General features: G+C 42.7%; 18 protein-coding genes. 7 read left to right on the top strand and 11 right to left on the bottom strand.

The window, feature by feature from the left end:
* The first annotated feature begins 49 nt into the window (after positions 1-49).
* Positions 50-1,231: a cytochrome-c peroxidase gene (locus DFP80_RS15450; RefSeq protein ID WP_113917710.1), complete on the top strand. Its 1,182-nt coding sequence runs from the start codon at positions 50-52 to the stop codon at positions 1,229-1,231.
* A gap of 152 nt (positions 1,232-1,383) precedes the next feature.
* Complete coding sequence (locus DFP80_RS15455; RefSeq protein ID WP_113917711.1) at positions 1,384-2,436, top strand: aldo/keto reductase; 1,053 nt, start codon at positions 1,384-1,386, stop codon at positions 2,434-2,436.
* Between the two features lie 159 nt (positions 2,437-2,595).
* Here DFP80_RS15455 and fusA read toward each other — a convergent pair whose 3' ends face one another.
* From fusA to DFP80_RS15480, 5 genes are all read right to left on the bottom strand, one after another.
* Positions 2,596-4,686 (bottom strand): elongation factor G, encoded by a 2,091-nt coding sequence (gene fusA / locus DFP80_RS15460; protein ID WP_113917712.1) that lies wholly within the window; start codon positions 4,684-4,686, stop codon positions 2,596-2,598.
* Positions 4,687-4,869: 183 nt separating this feature from the next.
* The gene (locus DFP80_RS15465) at positions 4,870-6,039 is read right to left on the bottom strand and encodes a cation:proton antiporter domain-containing protein (RefSeq protein WP_113917713.1); all 1,170 of its coding nucleotides are present in this window, start codon (positions 6,037-6,039) and stop codon (positions 4,870-4,872) included.
* A gap of 51 nt (positions 6,040-6,090) precedes the next feature.
* On the bottom strand, positions 6,091-6,759 hold the full coding sequence (locus DFP80_RS15470; RefSeq protein ID WP_113917714.1) for a TIGR04211 family SH3 domain-containing protein: 669 nt from the start codon (positions 6,757-6,759) through the stop codon (positions 6,091-6,093).
* Positions 6,760-6,882: 123 nt separating this feature from the next.
* Positions 6,883-7,359, bottom strand: a complete 477-nt coding sequence (locus DFP80_RS15475) for a DUF934 domain-containing protein (protein WP_113917715.1) — start codon at positions 7,357-7,359, stop codon at positions 6,883-6,885.
* Entirely contained in the window at positions 7,343-9,004 is a 1,662-nt protein-coding gene (locus tag DFP80_RS15480) for a nitrite/sulfite reductase (protein ID WP_113917716.1), read from the bottom strand. Before DFP80_RS15480 ends, DFP80_RS15475 begins: the two co-directional genes overlap by 17 nt.
* Positions 9,005-9,255: 251 nt before the next feature.
* Here DFP80_RS15480 and nfuA point away from each other — a divergent pair, with 251 nt between their 5' ends.
* A complete protein-coding gene (nfuA, locus tag DFP80_RS15485) occupies positions 9,256-9,837 on the top strand; it encodes a Fe-S biogenesis protein NfuA (RefSeq protein ID WP_113917717.1) in 582 nt (193 codons plus the stop codon).
* A 98-nt stretch (positions 9,838-9,935) separates the two neighbouring features.
* Here nfuA and DFP80_RS15490 read toward each other — a convergent pair whose 3' ends face one another.
* On the bottom strand, positions 9,936-11,012 hold the full coding sequence (locus DFP80_RS15490; protein ID WP_113917718.1) for a 3-deoxy-7-phosphoheptulonate synthase: 1,077 nt from the start codon (positions 11,010-11,012) through the stop codon (positions 9,936-9,938).
* 96 nt (positions 11,013-11,108) lie between these two features.
* Positions 11,109-11,870, bottom strand: a complete 762-nt coding sequence (locus tag DFP80_RS15495) for a sulfite exporter TauE/SafE family protein (protein WP_113917719.1) — start codon at positions 11,868-11,870, stop codon at positions 11,109-11,111.
* 108 nt (positions 11,871-11,978) lie between these two features.
* On the opposite strand from DFP80_RS15495, the gene cysB reads away from it, so the two are divergent.
* Positions 11,979-12,953: an HTH-type transcriptional regulator CysB gene (gene cysB / locus DFP80_RS15500; protein ID WP_113917720.1), complete on the top strand. Its 975-nt coding sequence runs from the start codon at positions 11,979-11,981 to the stop codon at positions 12,951-12,953.
* Positions 12,954-13,070: 117 nt separating this feature from the next.
* Here the strand turns inward: cysB and wrbA are convergent, their stop codons facing one another.
* The 4 genes from wrbA to DFP80_RS15520 form a co-directional block, all read right to left on the bottom strand.
* Entirely contained in the window at positions 13,071-13,673 is a 603-nt protein-coding gene (gene wrbA, locus DFP80_RS15505; protein WP_113917721.1) for an NAD(P)H:quinone oxidoreductase, read from the bottom strand.
* A gap of 27 nt (positions 13,674-13,700) precedes the next feature.
* Entirely contained in the window at positions 13,701-14,045 is a 345-nt protein-coding gene (gene arsC, locus DFP80_RS15510; RefSeq protein ID WP_113917722.1) for an arsenate reductase (glutaredoxin), read from the bottom strand.
* Positions 14,046-14,125: 80 nt separating this feature from the next.
* On the bottom strand, positions 14,126-15,850 hold the full coding sequence (locus DFP80_RS15515) for a proline--tRNA ligase (protein WP_113917723.1): 1,725 nt from the start codon (positions 15,848-15,850) through the stop codon (positions 14,126-14,128).
* A gap of 70 nt (positions 15,851-15,920) precedes the next feature.
* Positions 15,921-16,790: an SMP-30/gluconolactonase/LRE family protein gene (locus DFP80_RS15520; RefSeq protein ID WP_113917724.1), complete on the bottom strand. Its 870-nt coding sequence runs from the start codon at positions 16,788-16,790 to the stop codon at positions 15,921-15,923.
* An 86-nt stretch (positions 16,791-16,876) separates the two neighbouring features.
* Between DFP80_RS15520 and DFP80_RS15525 the strand changes: the two genes are divergently transcribed.
* From DFP80_RS15525 to DFP80_RS15535, 3 genes are all read left to right on the top strand, one after another.
* Positions 16,877-17,326 carry an HIT domain-containing protein gene (locus DFP80_RS15525; protein ID WP_113917725.1) on the top strand — a complete coding sequence of 150 codons (450 nt, stop codon included), beginning with the start codon at positions 16,877-16,879 and terminating at the stop codon, positions 17,324-17,326.
* A gap of 64 nt (positions 17,327-17,390) precedes the next feature.
* Positions 17,391-19,085 carry a DUF2786 domain-containing protein gene (locus DFP80_RS15530; protein WP_113917726.1) on the top strand — a complete coding sequence of 565 codons (1,695 nt, stop codon included), beginning with the start codon at positions 17,391-17,393 and terminating at the stop codon, positions 19,083-19,085.
* A gap of 163 nt (positions 19,086-19,248) precedes the next feature.
* Positions 19,249-20,766, top strand: coding sequence for a fumarate hydratase (locus DFP80_RS15535; RefSeq protein ID WP_113917727.1), 1,518 nt, complete (start codon positions 19,249-19,251; stop codon positions 20,764-20,766).
* The last annotated feature ends 390 nt before the right edge of the window (positions 20,767-21,156 follow it).

The raw sequence follows: 21,156 nt of genomic DNA on the forward strand, positions 1-21,156 counted from the left end.
GGGGTGTATTATTCCTGTCATTCATATTTCATTGTTAGAGTAAAATAGCATGTTTCGTTTTTCTCTGGGTGTGGTTGCTGTTTCTTTGATCCTATCTGCTTGCAGTGAGCCCAAGCAAGTTGCAGCTCAAACCAAACCTGCCCGTTTATCTTCTGAACTTCCGATTGCTATGACAGATCCTAAGGCAATGTTGGGCGCACAGTTGTTTTTTGATACTAATTTGTCTAAAGAGCGCAATCAGTCTTGTGGTACCTGTCATGATATAGCAAATGGCTTTGTTGATAAGAGGCAGGATGCGTTATTTGGAGCAGTGTCATTAGGAAGTGATCGATTATCCATGGGGGGGCGTAATACACCGACTGCAGCCTACGCTGCATTTGCTCCAGCTTTTCATCGCATGCGTAATGGCGAATATCGTGGAGGTCAGTTTTTAGACGGTCGTGCTTCAGGGTTAGCGCAGCAGGCCGAAGGGCCATTCTTGAATCCTTTAGAAATGGCTTTACCAGATGGTGCAGCAGTGGTTAGTCGAGTTAGGGAAAATGCTCGTTATGAGAATTTATTTGATTCAATTTATGGAGAGGGTGTTTTAAATGATTCATCTAAAGGTTATGCCGCCATTACCGACTCTATTGCATCGTTTGAAAAGACAGCCATGTTCATGCCATTCGACTCCAAATATGACCGAGCCTTGCGTGGAGAAATAAAGTTAACGCCTGAAGAAGAATTGGGAAAAACCTTGTTTTTTTCTCAGCAATTTACGAACTGTAACGCCTGCCATCAATTAAACAAGTCGCCGCTTAATGCCCAAGAAACCTTTACTAATTATGAGTATCGTAATATTGGTGTACCTGCAAATTCAAGTTTGTCAGCGCATAATGGCGATAAAAAAGATCTTGGGTTGTTGGATAACCCGTCCATTGATGACCCTAAGCAAGCAGGTAAATTTAAAGTGCCGACTTTGCGTAATGTGGCTGTGACAGGGCCATATATGCACAATGGTGTTTTTAAAGATCTTCGCACTGTGGTGTTATTTTATGATAAATACAATAATCCAAGGCGCAAGATTAACCCGGAGACGGGCGAGCCTTGGGCTGAACCTGAAATAGCTAATAATATAGACTTGGCAGATTTACAAAAAGGCCCGGCGTTACCAGATCAAAGGGTTGATGCCATTGTTGCTTTTTTGAAAACACTAACGGACCAGCGTTATGAATCTTTGCTTGATAAATAAAATTGTGCTCAATCAGTTGTTTTGCTGACCTTAGGTAACTCCTTATTGTTTTCATTGATAAAACTGGCTAGTAGAAGGAAAATTTATTACATTGGGTCTTTGGTTTTTTCTCACATCTTGTATGTGTCGCTTGAATTTTAAGGGTTGATCTAATGAAGTATGTTCCACTTGGCCGAACGGGCTTAGAAGTTTCTCGCGTATGTTTAGGTACCATGACTTGGGGTACTCAAAATAATCAAGCTGATGCTGATGTTCAAATTGAATATGCTTTGGCGAATGGTGTGAACTTTATTGATACGGCTGAAATGTATTCTGTACCACCTACACCTGAGTCATATGGGAAAACAGAAACCATTATTGGGGATTGGCTTTCTCGCAACCCATCTCGTCGTAAAGAATTTATTCTTGCGACTAAGATTGCTGGCCCTGGTCTGAAATACGTTCGTGATGGCAGTGATATTTCTGGTAAGACGATCATTGAAGCGGTAGATGCCTCTTTGAAACGGTTGCAAACAGATTATATTGATCTTTATCAGCTTCATTGGCCAAATCGTACAACTCCACATTTCGCTAAGCACTTTCCTGGAGTGATTAGTTTTACCGATGTTGATCGTGACGAGCAGTCAGCTCAAATTTTAGATATTCTTCAAGGTTTAGATGCTTGTATTAAAGCGGGTAAAATTCGTCACTTTGGTTTATCAGATGATACGACTTGGGGAATTAATGAATTTATTCGTCTAAGCGATAAGCATAGTTTACCTCGAGTTGCTTCTATTCAAAATGAATTTAGCCTTTTGCATACAAAAGACTGGCCCTATTTGATTGAGAATTGCGTGCATGAGGATGTGGCCTATTTACCATGGTCGCCTTTGGCTGCTGGTGCTTTAACAGGTAAGTATCTTGGAGGTGTACGCCCGGAAGGAAGTCGTTGGACCTATGCGCAGCGTAACGGTATTTTTCGTGATACGTCTTTGGTCGACAAAGCCGTTACTGCTTATTTAGGTGTGGCTAAAAAATATGATTTTACTCCTGCTCAGCTCGCGCTAGCCTGGTGTGATCAGGTTGATGGTGTTAGTTCAACGATCATTGGGGCAACGTCTCTGGATCAATTGAAAGAAGATATGGCTGCGTTTGATCAGGTGCTGTCTGAAGATGCATTGAAGGATATTATGGCGGTCTTTAAAGAGTATCCAGTACCGTTTTAATTGTCTAGACGTGACATGAGTAATATTAAAAAAGCGCTTTGGCGCTTTTTTTATGCTTTTAATTTACGGTTTGCAAAAGAGTAGGGGAGGTTTTGATTAATAAAAAACCCGATACATAATATGTATCGGGTTTTTTTTAGTGATTAAAAAAACTATAAATTAGTTCTTTTCTTTTTCACGCTTGTCTTTAACTGCAGCGATAACGGTTTCAGCTACGTTAGAAGGACATGGTAGGTAGTGAGAGAACTCCATAGAGAACTGACCACGACCAGAAGTCATTGTACGTAGAGTACTGATGTAACCAAACATTTCAGAAAGTGGAACGTCTGCTTTGATGCGAACACCAGTCAAACCTTTCTCTTGGTCTTTGATCATGCCGCGACGACGGTTCAAGTCACCGATAACATCACCAACGTGGTCATCTGGAGTGAACACGTCAACTTTCATGATTGGCTCGATCAATTGTGGACCAGCTTTTGGAATTGACTGACGGAAAGCGCCTTTAGCAGCGATTTCGAAGGCAATTGCAGAAGAGTCAACTGCGTGGAAACCACCGTCGAACAATTCGATTTCAACGTCTAATACTGGGAAGCCAGCTAGGACGCCTTGCTCCATCATAGACTTGAAGCCTTTCTCAACAGCAGGGAAGAACTCTTTTGGTACGTTACCGCCAACCACTGAAGAAGAGAATGCGAAGCCAGAACCCACTTCACCAGGTTTGATGCGGTAGTCGATTTTACCAAACTGACCAGAACCACCAGATTGTTTCTTGTGTGTGTAAGTATCTTCTACAGGTTTAGTGATAGTTTCACGGTAAGCAACCTGTGGTTGACCTACGATTAGATCAACACCGTAAGTACGTTTCAAGATATCTACTTTGATGTCTAGGTGAAGCTCACCCATACCTTTAAGGATGGTTTCGCCAGAATCAATGTCAGTTTCAACACGGAATGTTGGATCTTCAGCAACCATCTTGCCGATAGCGATACCCATTTTCTCGTTACCACCTTTATCTTTAGGTGTAACAGAGATAGAGATAACTGGCTCAGGGAAAACCATTGCTTCAAGAGTACAAGGATGCTTAGGATCACAAAGTGTGTGACCTGTTTGTACGTTTTTCATGCCAACAATTGCTAGGATGTCACCTGCTTGAGCTGTGCTGATTTCTTTACGATCGTCAGCTTGCATTTCTACCATGCGGCCTACACGTTCAGTTTTGCCCGTGAAGCTGTTAAGGATGGTGTCACCTTTGTTTAGTACGCCAGAGTAGATACGTACGAAAGTAAGGGCGCCGAAACGGTCATCCATGATTTTAAATGCAAGTGCTTTTAATGGCTCTTTCGCGTCAACGATTGCTTTTTCGCCATTTGGATTACCTTCTTCATCCGTAAGATCCTGAGGGATTACGTCAGTTGGGCTTGGTAGGTAATCAACTACAGCGTCAAGAAGAAGCTGCATGCCTTTGTTTTTGAAGGCAGAGCCACAGTAAGTTGGGAAGAACGCTAGGTCACGGGTACCTTTACGAATACAGCCTTTAAGCTCGTCAATAGATGGCTCTTCACCGTCCATGTACGCCATCATTAGGTCGTCATCTTGTTCAACGGCTGTCTCGATTAGTTTCTCGCGGTATTCTTCAACCTGATCAACCATGTCCGCAGGAACATCTTCGATTTTGTAGTTTTCTGGTTGGCCAGAGTCATCCCAGATGTAAGCTTTGCGGCTTAGTAGGTCAACAACACCAACGAACTCATCTTCAGTTCCGATAGGTAGAACCATGATCAATGGTGTCGCGCCTAGAACTTTTTTAACTTGTTCTGTTACACGGTAGAAGCTTGCACCTAGACGGTCTAGCTTGTTTACGAAGATCAAACGTGCAACTTCAGATTCGTTAGCATAACGCCAGTTAGTTTCTGATTGTGGTTCAACACCACCAGAACCACAGAATACACCAACACCGCCGTCAAGAACTTTCAAAGAACGGTATACTTCTACTGTGAAGTCAACGTGTCCTGGTGTGTCGATAACGTTAAAACGGTGATCTTTCCAGAAACAACTTACAGCCGCAGACTGGATGGTAATACCGCGCTCAGCTTCTTGTTCCATGAAGTCAGTTGTAGATTCACCTTCGTGAACTTCACCAAGCTTGTGGATCATACCGGTAAGTTTAAGAATACGTTCTGTAGTGGTAGTTTTGCCCGCGTCAACGTGAGCAAAAATACCGATGTTTCTGTATTTTGATAAGTCAGCCATTACATTACTCTAAATAAGTGAGGACGAAATTTGCGCGCTAGTATACAAGACTTTTTTATTGATAGTCAGGTATTTCGCGCTATTCTATTATATTTTATATGCTTAAAGAAAGAGGCAAGATAAAAGCATTTTATAAATCTCGCAGAAGTTCTTTTATTAAGGGGAGGAAATTCCGAGATTTCTCTAATCTCGTCGTAATTTATCCGAAATGGCGATAGGGTTTGGGAAGTTTAAAATGACAACGTAAGTTGATAGAGCAAAGCTGATAATGGCGGTTGCTTGTATTACATGGGAAGCCTCTTTTCCTATTAGGCCAATGTTAGTAGCTAGATAGGCAATCAATAGCGAAAATTCACTTACTTGCCCTAGACGAAAGCCAACTTCCCAAGATGTACTCGCATCTTCTTTTATACCTTTTAGTAAGTGGCGAAAAACGACTGGTTTGATGAGTATTGAGCTAATAGCTAGAATGAGTGCAGGTGCAATAACTAAGCCAAGTAGGTCTAGATTAAAGCTGGCACCAATGGTGAAGAAGAATAAAATTAGGAAAAAATCCCTTAATGGTTTGAGGTGCGTTGCTATGTATTGGGATATTGGGCTGGTTGCTAACGCAACTCCTGCGATGAAGGCCCCCATTTCTGCCGACAAACCGGCTGTCTCGGCAAGTACGGCCATAGATAAACACCAGCCGATAGAGACTAAAAAAATATACTCATGAAAACGATCAAATTGTGTGATTAGTTTTAATAGTATGTATTTAACAAATAGGAAGGCGCCAGTGACAAGAAGTGGTAGACCGATGAGCGGTATTAAATATTGCAGTACGCCATTATTCACGTTGCCTGACATGCTATACAAAACCAGTAAAACGCCGATTGCAATCATATCTTGCAATAGCAATAAACCAACCACAAGCTCGCCAGTGTGTTTGTGGTGTAGTACGGTTGTTGGTAGTAACTTAATGCAAACAATGGTACTTGAAAACATCATGGCAATGCCGATGATCAAGCTTTCAACGTTGCTATAACCACATAGTATGCCGACTCCATATCCTAGTGCCGCAAATACAGCGGAGCTAAGTAGGGCAATCCATGAGGCTTTTTTGAGCATATTTATCAAGTGGCTTGGCTGCATATCTAGACCAAGCAGAAAAAGTAGGAAGATGATACCAATGTGGCTCATCTCATCCATTAATTTGGGTTCATGAATTAGTGATAGTGCGGAAGGGCCAAATAACACGCCAAGAGCAATGTAGGCGATGATCATTGGTTGTTTGGTGTATAAGGCTATGGAAGCAACGACGGCCGCTCCTGCAAATATTAAAAAGAAGGAGTGTACTATCGATGCTTCCATTAACTATCCTTTCATAAGTCTACGAGTTCATATGGATCGAAGGCGATTCCTTTAAGACCATGAGCCAGTGCCAGTTTTTTTGCGTCGTAACATAGGTAGCAGTATGCCAAGTAGTAAGCCGCCTAAAAGAGTTGCCCCTCCGATCATAAACCATTTCTGTTCCGTTGTGTCTTGTAGCTTTTCTGCTTGCGCAATAGCGGTGCTAGCCTGCTGTTTCAGTGTCGCAATTTGATAGCTTACATCCTCATTTTGAGAGACTATCGCTTGGGCTTTTGCAGAGAGTTCCGCCGCATCTTGCAATTGTTGTTTCAATGCGTCGTTTTCATCATTAAGGCTAGAGTTTGTACTGTTTAATTCTTGAATTTTTTGTTGGCTCACTTTTAATGTGTTAGCGAGTTCAGTCCTGCTTTCTGCGTTTCTACTAAGGCGAGACTGTAGTGTACTGAGTTGGTCTCTTGTGACCATGTCTTCACTGAGGAAGTAATCTGCAACCCAGCCTTCGTTTCCGCTAGGAGTGCGAACCTTAGTGTAACCATTATTTTGTTCTAAGACTTCTAGTGGGGTTCCGCTTTTTAAGCCTCTCTCGACTGCTCTCGTACTGTTATCAAGCCCTTCTCTTATGGCGACAAATTGAATGTCAGAAACATATACTGTCGCAGAATGCGCAGTGGCAGAAAGTAGTGCACCTACAATGAGGCTGGTAATGCGTTTTTTAGACACGTTTAGTTCCTTTAACAATCAATCACTTTATCTATTTAATACGATAATCATGAGGCGTCCAATACGCAATAGAAAAGGCCATCGTAATGGCCTTTTCTTGTTAGTTTATTGAAAATGTTTTGTTTAGCGGCGTAAGAATAGAGGTCTAGGGTCTGTTACATCACCCTGATAAGCAATTGTAAATGGCTTATGTAAAGCCAGTGCCTTTTCCAAATCTACTTCCTCAGAGAATTGGAAACTGCTAAACCCAACTCGTAAGAGGTAGCCTAATTGGTCTGGAATAAAGTGGCCAAGCGCTCGTATTTCGCCTTGGTAGTTCAGTCTTTCTTTTAGTAGGCGTGCGTAGGAAAAACCTCTGCCATCAGTAAATGCAGGGAAATGAACACCAATAACGTCAAATTGACTTAAGTCTACATCTTGCAAAAATTCAACGCCATCACCAGCTTCAAGCCAAATTCCAGCAATACTACCCATGGTTTCTTTTTCAGATAGCCATCTTTTTGCCGCAACAATACTGTCTGCTGTAACAGCTTGCTCTTCATCTTGTAGCCAGTTATAGGTATTGTCGACTATTGCGCCGTTTTTAATTAGCTTTGGCATAAGCCGCCTCCTTAAATGGTGTGATGCCAACACGGCGATAAGTGTCGATAAAGCGTTCTTCTTCGGTACGATTATCAACATAAACATTCATTAGTTTTTGAATAATATCGCTTATTTCTTCTTGAGCAAATGAAGGGCCAAGAATCTTGCCAATGCTTGCGTCATGGCCTGAGGCTCCACCGATCGAAATTTGATAGAACTCCTCACCTTTCTTGTCCACGCCTAGAATACCAATGTTGCCAACGTGGTGGTGACCACAAGCATTCATACAGCCTGAAATGTTCAAATCGATATTTCCAAGATCATAAAGATAATCAAGGTCACTAAAGGTATTTTGAATTTGCGCAGCAATTGGAATTGATTTTGCGTTTGCTAATGCGCAGAAGTCGCCACCAGGGCAGCAAATCATATCTGTTAGTAGGCCAAGTGTTGGAGTTGCGAAGCCTGCTTCCTTTGCGGCTTCCCATAGCTCAATAAGTTGCTCTTGTTTTACATCAGCCAGTACTAGGTTTTGTTCATGGCTGACGCGTAATTCGCCGAAGCTGAATTTATCAGCAAGATCTGCCGCTTTTTGCATTTGTTCAGCGGTAGCGTCGCCAGGAGCTTGACCTGCTTTTTTCAGTGTTAAGGTTACTATGCGGTAGCCTGCTTTTTTGTGCTCGAATGTATTGCGTTCAAACCAACGAGCAAAGCCAGCGCTTTCAGCGAGTTTGCTGGTTAAACTTGTTGGGTTGTTTTCTAAAATGTCATAATTAGGTTCACTGAAAAAGCTTTGTAAGCGTTCAAATTCACTCATGGGAACCGTGCTTTCTTTTCCTTTGAGGTGTTGCCATTCGGCTTCAACTCGCTCTCTGAATTCTTCAATTCCTAGTGCTTTAACCAATATTTTAATGCGCGCTTTGTATTTGTTGTCACGACGGCCTTGCTGGTTATACACGCGGATAATAGCGTCTAGATAAGTGAGTATATCTGCACGAGGAATGAATTCGCTAATAGTTACACCAACCATTGGAGTGCGGCCTAAACCACCACCAACAATAACTTTAAACCCCAGTTCGCCGGCTTCGTTTTTCTTGATGTGTAAGCCTATGTCATGTACTTGAGTTGCAGCCCGGTCAGCAGACTCTGTTGCATTGACTGCGATTTTAAATTTACGAGGTAAAAATGCAAATTCTGGGTGGAAGGTAGACCATTGGCGAATTAACTCACAATATGGGCGTGGATCAACAATCTCATCTGAAATAACGCCTGCATATTGATCTGTAGTGGTATTACGAATGCAGTTTCCGCTTGTTTGAACAGCGTGCATTTGTACTTCTGCGAGTTCTGCTAAGATATCTGGAACATCTTCTATTTTTGGCCAATTCAACTGTAAATTCTGGCGAGTACTAAAGTGGCCATATGATCTATCGTAGCGACAGCTAATATCGGCCAGTGTGCGTAATTGTGCGCTAGAAAGCATTCCATATGGGATCGCAATTCGCAGCATTGGTGCGTAGCGTTGGACATAAAGCCCGTTTTGGAGGCGCAATGGTAGGAACTCTTGCTCGCTCAACTCTTGATTTAAATAGCGGCGTGTTTGGTCGCGGAATTGTGCTACACGTTCTTCAACAAGCTGTTGGTCAATGGCGTCATATTGATACATAGAGAAATGAACCGTGGTTAAGAAATTTTAGTTAAACCATATTAGCAAAAATCCTTTATTCTAAAAATGAATATTTATCTATATCTTTAGTGGTTTTCATAATAAGGCTTATTTCGAAATTAACTTAATTTAAAAAGCGACAAATAGAAAGAGGAAAAATACCCTACTTTTTTACTTGGTCTTTGGCTTTGTTCGTCATCTGCTGTAATATGGGCATCATTAATCGTTGTGTAGATTTTGAAAGGGTTATTATGAATATTACAATTACCGATGGTGCCCAAGAATATCTTTCTTCTTTGCTAGAAAAACAAGGTGTAGAAGGTATTGCAGTGCGAATTTTTATCCAGCAGCCGGGTACGCCTTATGCTGAAACTTGTCTTGCTTACTGTCGCCCGGACGAAGTAAACGAAACTGATGAAATTTTGAATTTGCCTAAATTAAAAGTGTACATCGAGAAAAATTCAGTGAACTTTTTGGATGAGGCTTTTGTTGATTATGCTACTGAAAAAATGGGTGGCCAATTAACTATTAAAGCCCCAAATGCCAAAATGCCAAAAGTAACGGCAGATAGTCCAATTGAAGATCAAATAAATTACGTGCTTTATTCTGATATCAACCCAGGCTTGGCCGCACATGGGGGAGAGGTAAGTTTGCTTGAAGTGATTGATGGGCAAATTGCTGTGCTGAAGTTTGGTGGTGGTTGTCAAGGTTGTAGTGCTGTTGATTTGACTCTTAAAGAAGGTGTAGAGAAAACTTTGATTGAGAAGGTTCCTGCACTCACTGGCGTGAAAGATTCAACAGACCATACGGTAACAGATAACGCTTTCATGTAGGCTTGTTTTGTAAAAAGTTTGTAGCATAAAAATGGGGAGTCGCTAAATTGCGACTCCCCATTTTTTGTGGATAAGACTGTAGTCAATGCTGGTGCTATTTATCCGCGCTGACGTCTTGGGAGAACATCACGTAGTGAGTTTGCCATTTCTGTCAGCGCTTTTTCTGTCGCTTCCCAATCAATGCACGCGTCAGTAATAGATACGCCGTATTCTAAATCACTTAAAGAGGCAGGTACTTTTTGGTTACCCCAGCCAATGTTGCTTTCGATCATTAATCCCATGATTGATTGGTTGCCATTAAGGATTTGTTGGGTCGAGTCTTCTGCAACCGTGATTTGACGCTCTGGTTTTTTGTTGGAGTTTTCGTGAGAGCAATCAACCATAATATTGTGCTTCAACTTGGCAGCCGTTAGCGCTTGTTCGCTTAAGGCAATGTTTTGAGCGTCATAATTAGGTAGGCCGTTGCCTCCTCGAAGAACTAGGTGGCCGTAAGCATTACCTTTAGTATTGACTATGCTGACTTCGCCGCTTTCATTGATGCCTAGGAAGGAGTGAGAATGAGAGACGGACTGCATCGCGTTAACGGCAACGGTTAGCCCGCCATCTGTGCCATTTTTAAAGCCTACAGGGCCGGAGAGTCCTGATGCCATTTCTCGGTGAGTTTGTGATTCGGTTGTTCGTGCACCAATAGCGGACCAGCTAATCAGATCCTGAATATATTGAGGTGATATAGGGTCTAAGGCTTCAGTAGCAAGTGGTAGGCCAAGCTCTGCTAAATCGATGAGCAGCTTGCGGCCAATTCGAATGCCCTTGTCTATATCAAATGTGCCATCAAGATTTGGGTCGTTTATTAAGCCTTTCCAGCCCACTGTTGTGCGTGGCTTCTCAAAATATGCACGCATGACGATATATAGGGTGTCATCTAATTTTTCAGCAAGCGCTTTTAGGCGTGTTGCATAATCTAGTGCGGCTTTTGGATCATGGATAGAGCATGGTCCAATTACGATAGCCAAGCGGTGATCTTTACCATCCATTATGTTTTTAATGGTGTCGCGGGATTCCGCTACATGACTGCTCACGTTTTCACTCACTGGTAGCTCTTTCTTTAATTGACTCGGTGTTACCAGAGAGGTGAAGGAGGCAATATTTAAGTCTTCAAGACGTTTGTTACTCATTGCGGGGTTTCCTGCTTTTTGCTTTTTAGTTATAGCTGTTTACAATATCGCGTTTTACCTTTTGAATGAACCGATTGCCCATGATTTTTTAATATTTTAGAAGAAAAGGTATTTCATGCCAAATGAGAACAGGGCGGTTGCTAATATTGGTTGTAAAACATGGTTGGGGATATGGCTTGCGATGCGTGTACCAATATATATTGTTGGGATGGAGCCAATTAATAGTGCCGTAAGTAACGAGTAGTCGACGTTACCTAAGAATATGTGCCCTGTACCAGCAACTAGGGTGAGTGGTACTGCATGTGCTAGATCTGTGCCTACAATGTTTTTGGCTCTCATTATAGGAAATAATATCATCATAATGGCGGTCCCTAAGGCGCCAGCTCCCACGGAAGTTAGAGTGACTAACCCACCTAAAATAAACCCACACACGAAGACAACTTTTGTGCTTTGAGCAGCTGATATATTGACGCTTAGTGCTTTGGTTAATTTAGCTCTGAAAAGTATAACGGCTGCAGTGAGAACAAGCATTACACCTAACGTGCTGGTTAAAATTTCTTGATAGTGATCAGGCTTGTCAAATTGTGATAATGTCCAGACGGTTATGAGGGATGCTGGAATGCTTCCTGCCGCCATGGCGAAAACGATTGTCCAGTTTACGTTGCCGCGTTTAGCATGCATAACAACACCAGTGCTTTTTGCAATGCCTGCGTACATAAGGTCGGTACCAATGGCAATGTGAGGGGGGAAGCCAAATATTAATAGCAGTGGCGTCATGAGTGAGCCGCCACCAACACCTGTGATGCCAACAGCCAGGCCAACTGCTGCACCCGCAGAAATATACCAAAGAAAATCCATTAGAAAGCCACATTGAAGTTATTTAAGCTGGCAACACTAGAGGTTTTTTACTATTCTATAAAGTAATATTTTATTATGTTTTTAACTCTTTTTCGAATAAGGCAGACGATGAAATTACAGCAGCTTAGATATATATGGGAAGTGGCGCGTCATGATTTGAATGTTTCGGCCACTGCGCAGAGTTTGTATACGTCACAGCCCGGTGTCAGTAAGCAGATTCGTCTTCTGGAAGATGAGCTTGGTGTGGAGGTTTTTGCTAGAAGTGGCAAGCATTTAACTCATGTGACACCCGCAGGTGAAAAAATTATCGCATTGGCAGGTGAGGTGCTCAGTCAGACGCAGAATATTAAGCGTGTTGCGAAAGAGTTTAGTGATGAGCGCAAAGGATCACTAGATATTGCTACGACGCACACCCAGGCTCGATATGCTCTGCCTAAAGTGATTAATCAATTTATTGAAGGTTACCCGGAAGTGAGTTTGCACATGCATCAAGGGACACCGATGCAAATTGCAGAAATGGCAAATGATGGCGTGGTTGATTTTGCGATTGCCACAGAGGCATTAGAATTATTCGGTAATTTAGTGATGTTGCCTTGCTATACATGGAACCGCTCAGTGGTTGTGCCAAAAGACCATCCATTGGCAAAAGTAAATAAACTGACTCTGCAAGCTTTGGCCGAGTACCCAATTGTAACTTATGTATTTGGCTTTACAGGGCGATCCCAACTGGATCAGGCGTTCCAAGATGCCGAGCTGCAGCCAAATGTTGTATTCACCGCGGCAGATTCTGATGTCATAAAGACTTATGTTCGACTGGGGCTAGGGGTGGGTATCGTCGCTTCAATGGCGTATGACGAAATGCAAGATGCTGATTTAGTTGCTTTAGACGCATCGCATCTCTTTGCTGATAGTTGTACGAAAATAGGCATTCGTAGCAATACTTTTATTCGTGGCTACATGTATAAATTCATTGAGTCTTTTGCGCCCCACCTAACAAAGGAGATGGTTATGGCGGCGATGGAGGCAGGTAATCGACAAGATGTTGAGGTGTTGTTTAAAGATATTGAGCTGCCTAGGCATTAATCTCGGTTGTTAATTAATCGTTGAAAGGCAGTGATTAGTAGAGAAACCATAAAGCCGCAATGTACTTTATATTGCGGCTTTTTTAGATGTTTCATTTTTATGTAAAATCACAAAAGCTTATTTCTTTAGTTTTATGGCCATCTCGGCGAGGCGTTTTCCTTGTGCTTCACATAGGGCTTTTTCATCATCGGTTAAGTCGGTTTCATGGGTGCTGTTTGCTAAATGGCTTGCGCCATAAGGGGTTCCGCCTGCTTGTGTATGGATGAGCTCTTTATTTTTATAAGGTAGTCCAAGCCAAACCATACCGTGGTGAATTAAGGGGGTCATCATGCTGTAAATACATTGCTCTTGTCCCCCGTGCATTGTGCTTGCGCTTGTAAAGCCGCAAGCCGGTTTGTTCATCAGTCTGCCTGTGAGCCAGAGTGTTGAGGTTTGATCGATAAAGTGCTTGAGTGGCGCCGCCATGCTTCCAAAGTAGGACGGTGAGCCTATTGCAAGCCCTGAGCAATCCGCCAATTCTTCTAGTGTGCAATAGGGGGCGCCATCATCGGGTAATGCAGGGGCGGCGACTTTTGTTGTCTCAGATACTTCTGGTACTTGACGGATTTTTACATCTATGCCGTTAATTTTGTTGATGCCTCGGGCTATATGCTTTGCCATTTCGGAGACAGAGCCGTGACGGCTATAAAACAAAACCAATACGTAAGGTGGTGGGGTCATTCAGTCTTTCCTGTTTGGTTGCTCTTTTTAGGCAAATAAAGCCAAGACATCTTCCGGTGGGCGACCAATCTTGGCTTTATTGTTGTGTATGACAATAGGGCGCTCTATTAGAATGGGATGTGTGTGCATGGCTTGCAGGCGCTCTTCATCTGTAGAGTCTTTGTTTAAGCCAAGCTCTTTATAGGGGGCTTCTTTGGTGCGCATTAGTGCTAGCGGTGGTATATCGAGTTGTGTGAGTAGTGTTTGGATTTCCTTGATGCTTGGAGTGTCTTGTAAATACAGACGAATTTCGAACTGGATATTGTGTTCTTCTAAAAGTTGTAAGGTTTGACGGGATTTTGAGCAGCGAGGGTTGTGGTAAATAGTGGTCATGTTGGCTCCTATTTATTACGGATCTCTGTAGATATAAAAAAGCCTGGCAAAAGAAATTGCTTTTGCCAGGCTTGGTGATTTTATTTTTTGCTTAAAATAAAATTGATAGCGTCGGCAATAGCGATATCTTCGTTTTCGCCCGCTTTGCGGTGTTTGTATTCTAAAGTGCCTTTTTCTAAACCTTTATCGCCAACAACTAAACGATGCGGAATACCAAGAAGTTCACAATCTGCGAATTTAACGCCTGGGCGCTCTTTTCGATCATCTAGTAATACATCTAAGCCTTTGGCTTTTAGTTCTGCGTAAAGGCGATCACATTCTGTGCGCACTGCTTCGGATTTATCGTAGTTCATCGCAATAATGGCAATATCGAACGGTGCGATGCTTTCTGGCCATAAAATGCCTTTTTCATCGAAATTTTGTTCGATAGCTGCAGCGACGATACGAGAGACGCCAATGCCATAGCAGCCCATATGCATGACTTGTGCTTTACCATTCTCATCTAGGACGGTCGCTTTAAGCGCTTCGGCATACTGTTGACCAAGTTGAAAAATGTGGCCTACTTCGATACCGCGTTTAATCACGATAGTACCTTGTCCGTCTGGTGATGGGTCTCCTTCAACAACATTTCGGATGTCGGCAACTTCGAATACTGCGCAGTCGCGGCTCCAATTTAGACCAGTAAAGTGGTAGTCGTCTTTGTTGGCGCCAGCGCAGAAGTCTGACATAACAGCGGCTGAGCGGTCGGCGATAACACGAATGCCTTTTTCGACTAGGCCTTTTGGGCCAATGGAACCTGGAGCGCAACCTATTTTAGCTACGATATCGGCTTCGTCGGCAAACTCAAATGGAGTGACGATACCAGCTAGTTTCTCTACTTTAATTTCATTGATGTTGTGGTCGCCACGTAGGACAAGAGCAATGATGCTTGGTTGGTCATTTTCATCTATGGCTTTTACTAGCATTGTTTTTACTGTGCTTGTCACATCTAGTTTCAAGAACTCTGCCACGTTCGTGATAGTTTTGCAGTCAGGAGTGAATACCTCGTCGATGTCTTGTGTTGGTGCGTCTGCTTTTTCTTTGAGGCATACCGCTTCTGCAAGCTCGATGTTTGCTGCAAAGTCAGATGAATCACTAAATGCAATATCATCTTCGCCTGAGTCTGCTAACACATGGAACTCGTGAGAGAATGCGCCACCAATGCTGCCTGTGTCTGCGCGTACTGGGCGGTAATCCAAGCCAATGCGGTCAAATACGTTGCAGTAAGCTTTGTGCATGACGTCATAGGTTTCTTGTAATGATTCTGCGCCAACGTGAAATGAGTAGGCGTCTTTCATGCAGAATTCACGGGAGCGCATGACACCAAAGCGTGGACGAACTTCATCACGAAACTTAGTCTGAATTTGAAAGAAATTCATGGGTAGTTGCTTGTAGCTGGTTAATTCATTACGTGCTAACTCTGTGATGACTTCTTCATGGGTTGGCCCCAAGCAATACTCGCGACCATGGCGGTCTTGTAGGCGAAGTAGTTCTGGGCCGTATTTTTGCCAGCGCCCTGTTTCTTGCCATAGTTCTGCAGGTTGAACCCCCGGCATCATGACTTCAAGAGAACCGGCTTTTTCCATTTCGTCGCGAACAATGTTTTCGACTTTGCGGAAAACCTTAAGGCCTGTAGGTAGCCAAGTGTATAAGCCTTTTGAAATTTGGCGAATCATGCCTGCACGAACCATTAGCTGGTGGCTGGTGACGACTGCGTCAGTTGGTGCATCACGTAGGGTAGAGAATAAATAGTTGCTTGCGCGCATAATAGTATCGGTACTTTAAAGTTAGGTGATTAAAGTTTAATTGTAAGATTTATAAATTACAAAAAAGCGTTTAGCCTGCAAAACGAGGCTCTATTTGGCCTTTTGTGTTTGTTTCAAGAGCGAAGATTCCGCCTGCTTGGGGGAATTGCTTTAGCTCTTCTTCTGTTTGTGCGCCACGGCAAGTGCTCACAAATAAGGTTTTCATTTCCGGCCCGCCAAACGCAACCATAGTCGGGTAAGTTGCAGGAACGGGATATTCTTCTAGAATTTCACCTTGAGGGCTAATTTTGACGACGCGTTGTCCTTGGTAAAGTGCAGACCAGTAATTGCCTTCACTATCAACTGCAGCACCGTCTGGGCGGCCGTTTCCGTGTGGAAATTGAACAAAAATGCGTTTATTGGTTGCAGAGCCTGTCTCTAGGTCATAGTCGAACTGATAAATCACATGATTTGGAGTGTCCGAGTAATACATAATGGTGTTGTCGGGAGAAAAAGCCAAACCGTTTGATGTCCAAGCGGCTTGATCTATCAGTGTTTCTTTGCCTTGTGAGAACTGATGTAAAGCACCCTTGAAGGCATCTTTCGGTGAATACATGGTGCCCGCTAGGAAGCGGCCTTTTGCATCACAGCGTCCATCATTAAAGCGTGTTGTTTTTTGATCGTATGTGGCAATCCAGTAGGGTTTTAGATCGGCGGTGAAGTGTTCGAAGGTATAAACGCCAGTGCGAAAAGCTGCAATAAATCCACCGTTTTCTGTTAACGAAAAGCAGCCGATTTCTTCATCAAATTCACGTTTTTCTAGTTCTTTTGATTTTGTGTCGTAAGCGTATAGTATGAAAGAATCAATATCGACAAAATAGAGCGTCTGAGTACGCTCGTCCCAACGAGGACATTCGGCTAATTTTGCTTGTGCATCTATGGCACACTGCATATCAGTCATGCGGGCTCCAAGTCTCTGAGAGTTTTTAAAAAATAGGGTGCTATAGTGCTTTCGAAAGCCATTTTTGTAAATAGGGAGATGTAAAGATGTTTGAGTTAAATCCAGTGTTAGGTCGTGATTCTATTCTTGTTGGGCACTTTTCATTGTGTCAATTACGTCTTATAAATGATGCGCAATTTCCTTGGTTTATACTTGTGCCTCAAAGAAATGATATCAGCGAGATATATCAATTGGTAGAAGAGGATCGTCAGCAGTTAATGGTGGAAAGTTGTTTGTTAGCGGAAACCCTGCATGATGCTTTTTCTGCTGATAAGCTAAATGTTGCCGCTTTGGGCAATCAGGTGCCGCAATTGCACGTGCATCATATTGTCCGTTACACAACCGATTCATGCTGGCCGGGCCCAATTTGGGGTAAATTCGATTCTGTTGCTTATTCAAGCGAGGACTTGGCTGGAATTTTGCAAAAGGTTCATTCATTGCTTAGTGATGATCTAACGTTACCTAGCGATAATGGTGAGGCTGAGCTTTATTATTAAGAAAAAGCTCTGATTTTGTATTCTATACTGAGTAAAAATTAGCCAACTTGGAAAGTGTGTTTTTATGAGCGTTAGCAAAAGGAAAAAGGCCATACAGAAAGTTGTTAAATTGCTTAATTTAGCGACCTCATCTAACTCAAGTGAGTCGGTTATGGCGTTGCGTCATGCTGAATCCTTGATTAGACAATATCAGGTCGCTCAAAGAGAGTTGCCTATTTTGCAATTGTGTGACCGCTCTATGCTTTACCGAGTTAGTTGGGGTGGGGCAGCGCCTCGTTATCAAAAAGAAGCTGTTGTTAAACCTTCCTCCGAAGGTTCTGTCTACCAACGTCGTTTTAGTGAAAAAGATAATGACCCTAGTCGGGCTTACGAATCTGCACGAACAATTCTTGACGATATGGATCTTTCTGATTTTCATGATGTGGATTCGTCTTTTGATAATCATGCGTGGTCAGATAGCAAAGGTACAGGCTGCGAAAATAAAGCAGCGAATTATAATGATCATATTGCTGGTGGTGCGATGGGCCCGTGTGATGATTTTGAATCAGGCTTTAAACGTAATTGTGATTCCGGTGAAAACGAAATGGCGGCCGATAGCGTGTTAGATGGGGATGTGGAAATAGAGTCAGTCGTTGATGAATGTGATCGGGATGGTGTGGCGAGCTATACCTCAAGCGATAATGTTATTAATGCGACCAAGGCTTTTCGTCCAGATACTCATGAGTTTGCCGAAACGCTAAAAACTCAGTACGCCACCAGTGATCCTAGTGTGCCATTTGTGCAAGATGATTATTGGTCAAAGGTGTATGAAAAGCTTGCTGATTTCGACGAGGCGAGTGTTCAGGCTGAGATAGAAGTGTTAGATAAGCAGCTTCTATTGGCACAAGAAAATCTGCAGTTTAAAAAATGTAAGCGACATGAACATGAGCAAGGAGAGTTGCTGGAGCGTGCTGAGCGCGCTCGAATAGAGCAAAGTTTTGAAGAGGCTATAGAGCGAGCATTTCAAGCTCGGGCTAAATCTTACGAGGCTTGGGAAGAAAGTTGTACTAAGATACGTATGGCTCGTTTGAGAGATGAGCAAGAAGCGGTTCAAGGTTACGATGCAGTGAGTGATGCTCTAGCGAAAAATAAAGAATCACTTAAGCAGCATTTGCAAAGAAAAGAGGATTATCGAGCAGCTAAAATTATGCATGAGCTGCGCAGGCATCTTGTTCTTGCGGTATCTGGTGATGCTGCAACTGAGTCTTATAGAAAGGTTATTGATATTATGTCTGAGAATGGGTTGTCTCTTAAAGATTTGGAATTCTCGGATATTAAAAATAAGAGTTTGTTTATTCGTTTACTGGAGCGTGAGTCTGCGTTAATTGCAGATGTGCATGCAAGAGAAGCGCATACCGAAAAAATGCTAGATAAATTCTTAACCTCCAACATGGCAGAAAAAGAATCCAAAGCCTCTGAAAACCCAATTCAGCGTATTCAGCGCTTGTTGGTTGCAGCGAGTGAAGGAGGGCAATTTGAGACGCAAAAAAGTTTAGAGCACGTTATTTATCTAATGGATGCTAATGATGTTGGTGTTAGGGATATTGGATACGGCTATATCAAAAAATACTCAGTTTTTATTCGCTTAATTAACTGGGAGGCTGAACGTATTTCTTCTCTCCCTGAGCGTGAAAAATTCACCGCTCAGATCTTAGAAGAGTATATTCAGCACTCTGTTCAAAAACCTGATTCGGAAAGAGGGCAGAAATCTAATCGCTAAGCTGATTTTTTTGAAGTATTACCCTTTTCTTATTTATACCCCTCATTCATTTGATTGATGAGGGGTATATTTCTTTAAAACCTGCCTTAACGCTTTCTTTGCGAGGCTGCATCTTTTACCATTTCGTTTTCGATTCAATTGTAATACTCAGCAGGAGAGAAGCATGAGCATTATTAAAGAAGATGATCTGATTGATAGCGTTGCAGACGCATTACAGTTTATCTCTTATTACCACCCTCTGGATTTTGTCAAAGCGGTTCACGAGGCATACGAACGAGAAGAAAGTAAGGCTGCGAAAGATTCGATGGCGCAGATTCTTATTAACTCTCGTATGTGCGCTGAAGGTAAGCGTCCAATTTGTCAGGACACAGGGATTGTGACTGTGTTTGTTAAAATTGGTATGAATGTGCAGTGGGAAAGTACGAAAAGCGTCACAGATATGATTAACGAAGGTGTGCGTCGTGCTTATCTACATCCAGATAATGTCTTGCGCGCTTCGATTCTTGCTGATCCTGCTGGTGCTCGTAAAAACACTAAAGACAATACTCCTGCGGTTATTCATATGGAAGTGGTTCCAGGTGATACTGTGGAGATTCATGTTGCTGCTAAAGGCGGCGGTTCTGAAAATAAATCTAAATTAGCTATGCTTAATCCTTCGGATGATATTGTTGAATGGGTTAAGAAAACAGTTCCTACGATGGGTGCGGGCTGGTGTCCTCCAGGAATGCTTGGTATTGGTATTGGCGGTACAGCAGAGAAAGCCATGGTTATGGCGAAAGAATCTTTGATGGAGCCAATTGATATTCATGAATTAAAAGCTCGAGGTCCGCAAACTCGCGTTGAAGAACTTCGCCTTGCTATTTTTGAAGCGGTTAATGATTTAGGTATAGGTGCACAGGGGCTTGGTGGTTTAACGACAGTTCTTGACGTGAAAATTATGGATTGCCCAACTCACGCAGCCTCATTGCCTGTTGCTATGATTCCTAATTGTGCAGCTACGCGTCATGCTCATTTTGTACTTGATGGTTCTGGTCCTGCAGATTTGGTTCCGCCATCACTGGATGACTGGCCAGAAATAACTTGGGAAGTGGGTGAAAGTGTTCGTCGAGTGGATCTGAATACCATTACGCCTGAACAGGTTAAAGAGTGGCGGCCTGGTGAAACGGTATTGTTGAATGGCAAAATGCTAACGGGTCGTGATGCTGCTCACAAGAAAATGGTTGAGATGATCGCTAACGGCGAGGAGCTCCCTGTTGATCTTAAAGGGCGCTTTATTTATTACGTTGGACCTGTTGATCCAGTAAGAGATGAGGCGGTCGGGCCAGCTGGGCCAACTACGGCAACTCGAATGGATAAGTTTACTCGTACGATTCTGGATAAGACAGGTCTGCTTGGTATGATAGGTAAATCTGAACGCGGTCCAGTTGCTATTGAGGCAATCAAGGAGTTTGGTGCTGTCTACTTAATGGCAGTAGGTGGGGCGGCATATTTAGTGTCTAAAGCAATCAAGAAAGCAGATGTTGTTGCCTTTCCTGAGTTGGGTATGGAAGCAATCTATGAGTTTGATGTTGTCGATATGCCTGTAACCGTCGCGGTTGATACTTTGGGAACATCAGTTCATTTAACTGGGCCTGCTGAATGGAAGGCTAAGATTGAAGCCCAAACGCTCGAAATTAAATAGTTGAACGGCGTCCTTGTAAGAATGTCACTGTGTTTTTTTTTAGGTGCAGTGGCATTTTTATTTGCAAAGTGGTTGCATGGATAAAAATAGTCTGTATTATACACGACCTCAGCCGCACAGCATGTGTGGCAATGCTCTTTAAAATAGATAATCAGATAATTTGTGTGGGCGCTCGCTGGAGGCTTCAGAAGATTGTCCGGATGGTTTAGATCATTCGAGACGATCAAAAAAATTGAAGTCTTGCGAAACGTCTAACACGTCAATTCGCTTTATGTTGATTGATTGTTCTTCGGGACAATGAATTGATTAAGTTATTGTTAGTGTAATAGATTTTGAGTAAGCAAACTTTTTAACTGAAGAGTTTGATCATGGCTCAGATTGAACGCTGGC

It is taken from the genome of Marinomonas rhizomae, from assembly GCF_003315485.1.
In the GTDB taxonomy this organism is placed as follows: domain Bacteria; phylum Pseudomonadota; class Gammaproteobacteria; order Pseudomonadales; family Marinomonadaceae; genus Marinomonas; species Marinomonas rhizomae.